Source organism: Brevundimonas sp. UBA7534 (assembly GCF_002479325.1).
Lineage (GTDB): Bacteria > Pseudomonadota > Alphaproteobacteria > Caulobacterales > Caulobacteraceae > Brevundimonas.
Genome location: NZ_DLMO01000061.1, coordinates 10,020 through 10,401 on the forward strand (window position 1 = coordinate 10,020; position 382 = coordinate 10,401).

1 protein-coding gene is annotated in these 382 nt (G+C 66.8%); it reads left to right on the plus strand.

Going from position 1 to position 382, the window contains the following annotated elements; genetic code table 11:
- Positions 1–206, plus strand: a 206-nt coding sequence (locus B2U11_RS04585; RefSeq protein ID WP_292070253.1) for a TonB-dependent receptor, incomplete at its 5' end; no start/stop codon positions are given.
- Positions 207–382 lie beyond the last annotated feature (176 nt).

The window sequence follows — 382 nt, forward strand, 5'->3', positions numbered from 1 at the left end:
CCGGCGGCGGCGGCGGGGCGGTCTATGCGCCCAGCTACATCCGACTGGACCTCTTCGCGGCCTACGATCTGACCGACCGCGCCAGCCTTCAGCTGAACGTCCAGAACGCCACGGACGAGGAGTACATTCTGCGCACCAACGGGGTGCACCATGCCGATCCGGCCCCGGGTCGCCAGGCGATCCTGAAGCTGAACGTGCGCTTCTAAGGCCCCCGATCCCGGCCTATCCTGACGGCCCCGTCCTTCCGGCGGGGCCGTCTTCTTTTGTCGAGGCAGAGATGCTGCTGCATATCCCCCAGGTCTTCACCAAGGACGAGGTGGGCGTTTTGCGCGCCAGGTTGGACGAAGGCCCCTGGGCCGACGGCAACATGACCTCCGGAGTG